This is a genomic window from Methylotuvimicrobium sp. (assembly GCF_050611805.1).
Classification (GTDB): domain Bacteria; phylum Pseudomonadota; class Gammaproteobacteria; order Methylococcales; family Methylomonadaceae; genus Methylotuvimicrobium.
Genome location: NZ_JBNGHF010000034.1, coordinates 42,962 through 49,806, shown reverse-complemented (window position 1 = coordinate 49,806; position 6,845 = coordinate 42,962). Strand labels below are relative to the sequence as shown.

The 6,845-nt window shown below is 46.3% G+C and carries 5 protein-coding genes; 2 read left to right on the top strand and 3 right to left on the bottom strand.

What is annotated here, in order from left to right:
* The first annotated feature begins 243 nt into the window (after positions 1-243).
* Together phoB and phoR are read left to right on the top strand one after the other, a co-directional pair.
* Positions 244-936 carry a phosphate regulon transcriptional regulator PhoB gene (gene phoB / locus ACRJJO_RS15585; RefSeq protein WP_014149425.1) on the top strand — a complete coding sequence of 231 codons (693 nt, stop codon included), beginning with the start codon at positions 244-246 and terminating at the stop codon, positions 934-936.
* Positions 937-942: 6 nt separating this feature from the next.
* Positions 943-2,241 (top strand): phosphate regulon sensor histidine kinase PhoR, encoded by a 1,299-nt coding sequence (phoR, locus tag ACRJJO_RS15580; RefSeq protein WP_431066593.1) that lies wholly within the window; start codon positions 943-945, stop codon positions 2,239-2,241.
* 255 nt (positions 2,242-2,496) lie between these two features.
* Here the strand turns inward: phoR and ACRJJO_RS15575 are convergent, their stop codons facing one another.
* The 3 genes from ACRJJO_RS15575 to pgaC form a co-directional block, all read right to left on the bottom strand.
* Positions 2,497-3,201: a hypothetical protein gene (locus tag ACRJJO_RS15575; RefSeq protein ID WP_431066592.1), complete on the bottom strand. Its 705-nt coding sequence runs from the start codon at positions 3,199-3,201 to the stop codon at positions 2,497-2,499.
* A 1,749-nt stretch (positions 3,202-4,950) separates the two neighbouring features.
* Complete coding sequence (gene pgaD, locus ACRJJO_RS15570; protein ID WP_431066591.1) at positions 4,951-5,448, bottom strand: poly-beta-1,6-N-acetyl-D-glucosamine biosynthesis protein PgaD; 498 nt, start codon at positions 5,446-5,448, stop codon at positions 4,951-4,953.
* Positions 5,445-6,833, bottom strand: a complete 1,389-nt coding sequence (gene pgaC / locus ACRJJO_RS15565) for a poly-beta-1,6-N-acetyl-D-glucosamine synthase (protein WP_431066590.1) — start codon at positions 6,831-6,833, stop codon at positions 5,445-5,447. Before pgaC ends, pgaD begins: the two co-directional genes overlap by 4 nt.
* Between the last annotated feature and the right edge of the window lie 12 nt (positions 6,834-6,845).

The following is a 6,845-nucleotide window of genomic DNA, read 5'->3' as shown; positions in this document are numbered from 1 at the left end:
CCGTGAATACGTCCATGTAGGCTCTATGCCAGCTCCATGCTGGCAAAGCCTTTGCGAGCGCCATGGATGGCGTGAATGTCGATTTTGCAGGAGCAAAAATCGACCTAGCACCCCGAGGCCTCCTCCGGCACTGACGAAATTTGAAGTGCGAAAGGTATACAATATCGGCATGATCACATAATTGTCATAAAAACGTAACATAGCTCCTGCTAAAATCGAAATTTTATTGACCTGTAGAAGCATATGAGTAGATTGAGCGTTTTAGTCGTCGAAGATGAGGATGCTATCCGAGAAATGCTGGCGATGGTATTGGAGCAGTCCGGTTTCGAAGCGAGTCAATGCGCCGATGCCGAAGTGGCTAATTTGATTCTTCAGGAACGCATGCCGGATTTGATCGTGTTGGACTGGATGTTGCCCGGCATTAGCGGTATCGAATGGGCTAGGCGTCTTAAGAAAGACCAATTTTACCGGGAAATCCCGATTATTTTATTGACCGCTCGAGGCGAGGAAGAAGACAAAGTGCGCGGGCTCGAAATTGGTGCCGACGATTACATGACTAAACCCTTTTCGCCGAAGGAACTGGTCGCAAGAATACGCGCCGTACTGCGTAGAACCGGTAAAATCCAAGACTTGGCACAGATTACGCTTGGCGACATGATTCTTGACAGCGAGCAGCACCGGTTGACGATAGGCGACAAACAACTGGATGTCAGCCCGACCGAATTCAGATTGATGCAGTTTTTTATGACGCATCCGGATAAAGTCTATAGCCGCACGCAATTGCTCGATCAAGTTTGGGGGCGTAGTGTTTATATCGAAGAGAGGACCGTCGACGTGCATATTAGACGATTAAGAAAAATATTGGCCGAATACGGGCGGGAAGAACTGGTGCAAACCGTACGCGGATTCGGATACCGATTTTCGCTGATTAGCTAAAACCCAATGAATCCATGGATTAGGGAAGTTGCAACATTATCGCTACTGTTGCTTGCCGCAATCGTTGTCGGGGTTTTGGGCAAAATTCTTGTGCCGATGCTGTTTGTACTCTTAGTGAGCATTTTGATTCGGCAGTTCTATCAGATTTATCGATTCGAAAAATGGATAGACAACGGCGGTAGTGGAAAATATCCGAAGTCGACCGGTATTTGGGAGGCTATTTACTACCACGTTTATCGCATGAAAAAGCGCGAAAAAAAGCGCAAAAAAAAGCTCGGAAAAATGGTCGATCAATTTCGCAAATCGACCGAGGCTTTGCCGGATGCTGCTGTTGTGCTTGGTCCTAGCGATGAAATCGAATGGACCAACAAAGCGGCGATGAAAGTGCTGGGTCTCGACAAATCCGACAAAGGTCAGCGGATACCTAACTTGATTCGTTTTCCCGAGTTCACCCGCTACTTGGATAATCGCAAATACGACGATGTGATCGTGCTCCCTTCTCCAGTCGATGCAAATGTGATGCTCTCAGTCCGAGTCGTTCCTTATGGAGTCGGCTTGCGATTGCTTTTGGCGCAAGACGTTACTCAGCTGAAAAAAATGGAAATCATGCGCAAGGATTTTGTCGCGAATGTTTCTCATGAGCTAAGAACGCCGCTAACGGTACTGAAAGGATATTTGGAGACGATCAAAGATATGGATGACGGCGAATCGGGATTGTTAAGCAATTCGATCACGCAAATGCAGAGTCAAACCGAGCGCATGGAGCATCTAGTCGACGATTTATTGTTGTTGACGCGACTGGAAACTCAAAAAAAGAAGGCGCAATGCGTCGATATTCCAGGTTTGCTAAGTAAAATATGCAGCGAAGGCGCTAGTCTGAAAAAGTCGTCAGGACGTATCGATCTCAAACTGGATAGCCAAGCCAAAATAATCGGTGTGGAAGAGGATTTACGTAGCGCCTTTACCAATTTGTTAGTCAATGCCTTGAAATATTCGTCCGAAGACTCCATTGTCAATGTGCGCTGGTATGAGCATCAGGGTTGCCCGAGACTGGATGTGGAAGATCATGGCGAGGGCATAGCGGCATCCGAGATTCCAAGAGTCACCGAACGCTTTTACAGGGTCGATACCAATCTCAGTAAAAAACAAAGCGGGACCGGTTTGGGGCTAGCAATCGTCAAGCATGCGCTGCAAAATCATGAAGCCAAATTAGAAATAAATAGCGAAGTCGGGAAGGGAAGTTGTTTTAGTTGCATTTTCCCAGGCCGTTTGGTTTGTAGAGATGAGAAGGATGTTGTTGCGTGAGCTCCTGAATTTCGGTTGTTTGTATGCTCTAATAATAAAATCGTAGTTGCCGACTTAACGCACATAGTAGGTTTAATCGTCAGGCCGCCAGAGGTTGTGATTAACAACAGTTCTGCTTACACACCATCCCTGGCGTTATGGAAACCCGCCAAGTATTAATTCTTAACTATACCTTTCGCACTTCAAATTTCGGCAGTGCCTGAGGAGGCGCCGGGGTTTGCGGCAAAGGCTTTGCCAGCATGGAGCTGGCAAAGCCTACAGGGATGTATTCACGGCGTCCTTTGACGGACACCCCGACGCCGAATTTTGATCTGCGATGGGTATAATACGGTTTCGTCGCAAGTAGCCGGCAAGCAATAATCCGCTCGAAAAAAGCCAAAACGCGCCAGGTAGGGGAACAGGAGAAGTATTGCTTGTTGAAAATTCAACAATGAATCCTTGCGTGGTAAAAACAATGCTGTTACCGTCGAACCAAGAAGAGTCGACATTCGTGTCGTTCCACCGTCCTATTAAATTGGCGTCCGACCACCAGTACATCAAATAGTCTTCATTAGCAGGTGTTTGGCCGGTTCCATCGTTCCAGTGATTCGGCTCTCCCTCGACCCAGTTGTAAAAACCAAATGCCTCGCCGGTTACCCATTGCCAATCATTATGAACCCATTCGCCTGCTTCGTTGAGCGTGCTGTTATTGAATCCGCCCAGGAAACGGCCTTCGCCGCCCAGTTGCCAAATAAAATCGTCTTCTTGCTGATTAGTTATTGTGGCCAAGTGCCCCGATACACCGTTATGCGTCAACGTTTCGGCGTGGGATTTTGCATCATTCCAGTCGAGGCGCCAGTCGTCGGTGAAGTCGACCAATAAATAATAATGTCCGTTTTCAGGGTTCAAAGTCACAGCATGAGAATGAAATGAGGCTGTCGATAGTGCTAGAGCAAGAAGAACTCGGGCTTTTTGCGTCATTATAAAATTCCTATCCGGTTAAATTAAATAAAATAGTATACCTTTCGTACTTCAAATTTCGGTAGCGTCCGAAAAGGCACCCGGTGCCGAATTTTGATCTACGATGACTATACAAAGATCGGCGTGTTGTGTCGAAAACTGATAAAAGTATCTTCGAATATTATTACACGCAGATGTCAAAAAATTAGCATAATGCTCTAAATAATATATTTAAGCATTATTCATGCCCAAGTATTATGCCTTTCGTACTTCAAATTTCGACGATGCTTAAGGAGGCTCCGGTGCCGGTTTTTTTGATTTACGATTAAGTCCTAAGGAATATGCACAAAATAACTGCTACAAGTAGTAGGCATTGCGGCGATTCGGTGACTCGCTTGGCAGGACGCCGTAAACCCAGCACCTAAATTATCCAAGTTAATTAACCGTAGCCAACGGGTTATGGTATTTAGGTGCTGGGTAAATACGTCCATGTAGGCTTGACGGCGGCTTTCCCTGCCGCCGACACCTGTCAATCGAGCCACCGCCCCCCTCCCAGAAGTTGTCGAAGTTATTTCATGCTCGTTCCTAAACTTGGATGTGGCCAAAGGAGCTGACATTTTTGACATGGCTGCCGACAGATTAGTCACAAAAGGCAAATGGGTCGGCGGGCTGTCGGATTTATTGTTTTAATAAAGTATGATGCACTTGTTTAGCAAGTTGCCTCAACTAAAGCGCGATAACTCTAGTCATTGCCGATATCCTAAGGCGTGGCTGGTAAATGATAGGGTATGAAATCTAACGACACGTAAATATTTAGTCTTCCTCTTTGAAAAAAAAGGGGTTGGGTGGAGATTATTTAAATAAATCCCCCTCAATCCCTGAGGTATCCCCACAAAACGCTCGTTCCCATGCTCTGCGCGCTCATCGTTATACACATCTTCCGCTGTTTCCCAAACTCTGTTTGGGAAACCCGTCTCGCAAGCTCTGCTTGCCGGCTTCGGGAAGCTGGAGCTTCCAAGACTTCTTGCCCAAGCAGAGCTCTCATCGTTATACATAAGTCAAAAATTACCTTTTCGCAATCTTAACCATCGAGACCTCAATACCATTTATTGTCACTTAACACTCGCGGATCACCTAGCGCTAGGCGATCCGCGTAGGGTACGCTGTGCGTACCATGGTAACCCCGCAATGTTCATGTGCCAACCGAGCCGCCAGGGCACGGCTTTGGTACGCGCAGCGTACCCTACAATTTATGTATAACGATGAGTGCTCTGCGTGGGAATGCTGCTTTAGACGCTCTGCGTCGACTGCCTCGGGCAATTGTATTAAGAAACTGTAGAGAATGTCTGGTTGCTGGGATTATCGATCTATCGGGACGCAGAGCGTCCCGGGATGCATTCCCACGCAGAGCGTAGGAACGATGAAAAAAAAGGGAATAGGTGGAGATTATTTAAATAAATCCCCCTCAATCCCCCTTTTTCAAAAGCTATGTTCGCGTTAATAGTTGAAGTGAATACTACACCAATCTCCAAGTAATTATTCACACCCCCTATCGTTCCAACGCTCCAGCGTGGGAATGCCGCCCGAGACGCTCTAGCGTCTCGTACCGCTGGAGCGGTACTCAGGCATTCCCACGCAGAGCGTGGGAACGATAATTGCCGGGGGACTGAATAAATACACTATTACCGCATTCATAGCCTTTTCAAAGGGGGAGGTAAAGTTCCAACTTATTTTAAATGCAGGGGTCTGAACAATTACGACGACATAGGCTTAATTCAAATCACGATCTAAGAAGGGCGGTTTATTTTCCGGTTGTAGTTGAAAACTCGGCATTTTATCGCTTTGGGTGATTTTGCCGTTGTCATCGAATTGAACATTAATATATTTAGCGTTTTGTAAATCGGTTAAGGATTTCGGGTCGATGCCGAAGTGTTGAGCGAGTGCTTCTTTGGATACATTCGGTAACGGTGTGCGGCGCTCCAGATTTCTAAAACGATAATAATTGTAGGCGGCCCAAACGGCCAAGGAACCGCCCAATAACGCGATGCATTTTAAAATGAACTCCAAGTCTTGAAAGAGCAGTTCCACACCACCCAGCTCGATCATTTGCAGATAAAACATATCGGCTCCCGCCCACCAACTTAGCAATGTGATTACAGGTATCCATAGGTAAAACCAAAGGATCCAAAAAATAAAAGTCAGGGCGGCGGAAATATATTTTTGCTTTAAACTTTGCAGCGAAGGCGAATTGATGATTAAAGGTTTCATCGTATTCCTCTGTCAGGACTTGTCCAAGTTGCGCGGGTGTTGCGTTTTTTAAATAAAGCTTTCAGCAAGCCGACAAAGGTTGTGAAGACCGAAATTACCCAATAAACCAATGGGTACCAAATCATCCAATAATACGTTCGTGCAATGCCTTTTTCATAACGGGAATCAATCGCCAAACTGAGCGCGAATTGAACTAAACAAGTGATACCCAGTAGTATTCCGCCCCAGCTCGGTAACAGTGTCGGAATTTCGAGCGCTTTCGGGAGTACGACAAAATATCCCAAAGCCCATAACACGAAAGTCGTCATCATCGTATACGACCAAAAGACGCTAATGAAATATTCAAGATAAACCGGCCACATGCGCCGGGAGTGCCAAATTCCCAATTTCCGATAATAGCGTAACAATACCTCCGCTCCGCCTTGCGCCCATCGCAAACGTTGGCGCCAGAGTCCCTTATACGTTTCCGGCATTAAAATCCAGCATAATGCGTTGGGTTCATAGCGGATATCCCAATGATCCAATTGTAATTTCCAACTGATATCGATATCCTCGGTGATCATGTCGTGACTCCAATAGCCGACTCTATGCAGTGCCGATTTTCTAAACCCTGCGATGACTCCGGAAACGGTAAAAATGCGGCCGTAAACCCGTTGCGCTCTTTTAATCATGCCGATGATCGCCGAAAATTCGCCGACTTGAATTTTTCCCAATAAAGTCGACCGGGTTCTAATACGCGGATTGCCGGTGACTGCGGCAACTCGAGGGCCGCTTAAAAAATGCATCATTATCCAGGCTGTCGCTTCGGGCGCTAAAAGCGCGTCGCCGTCGATACAAATCAAATATTCGTTCTTTGAGAATAAAGCTCCGGTGTTCAATGCTTCGGCCTTACCTTGATTGTTTTCTAAATTGATGACGCGCACTTGTTTATGTCGTTCGGCAAGTATCGATAGTTGCTCAAGCGTATCGTCGGTGCTGCCGTCGTTGACGGCGATAACTTCAAAATCGGGATAGCGTTGTTGCAATACAAATTCGATCGTTTCGGCGATATCACGGCCTTCGTTATGGCATGGAATGATTATGGAGACGGGTGGGTAGTCGCTCAATTGAGGAACTTCATCGTGCCGGCAAGGGCTGTTCCTCTCGCGGCGGAAATAAAATATCAATGCCCCGATCATCCAGAGATATGCCATCAGCAGCGGATAATAGAAAGCAAAGCTCAACAAAAAATCGATGATCTCTTTTAGCGAGTCCTGTTTGAAAAACGAATTAAGTTCCCAAGTTACGTCGAGTGATGCTAAGTCATCAGAAAGATCTGACCAAAAGCTTTCTACCGTTATCGATTGGTATTTTATCCAAGTTAAAAGGGATTCGATGAAGTTCATTAATAGAAGGGT

Coding starts and splice junctions, on each gene's coding strand:
- pgaD (WP_431066591.1), bottom strand. CDS start 5,448: ATGAAACCTTTAATCATCAATTCGCCTTCGCTGCAAAGTTTAAAGCAA.
- phoR (WP_431066593.1), top strand. CDS start 943: ATGAATCCATGGATTAGGGAAGTTGCAACATTATCGCTACTGTTGCTT.
- pgaC (WP_431066590.1), bottom strand. CDS start 6,833: ATGAACTTCATCGAATCCCTTTTAACTTGGATAAAATACCAATCGATA.
- phoB (WP_014149425.1), top strand. CDS start 244: ATGAGTAGATTGAGCGTTTTAGTCGTCGAAGATGAGGATGCTATCCGA.
- ACRJJO_RS15575 (WP_431066592.1), bottom strand. CDS start 3,201: ATGACGCAAAAAGCCCGAGTTCTTCTTGCTCTAGCACTATCGACAGCC.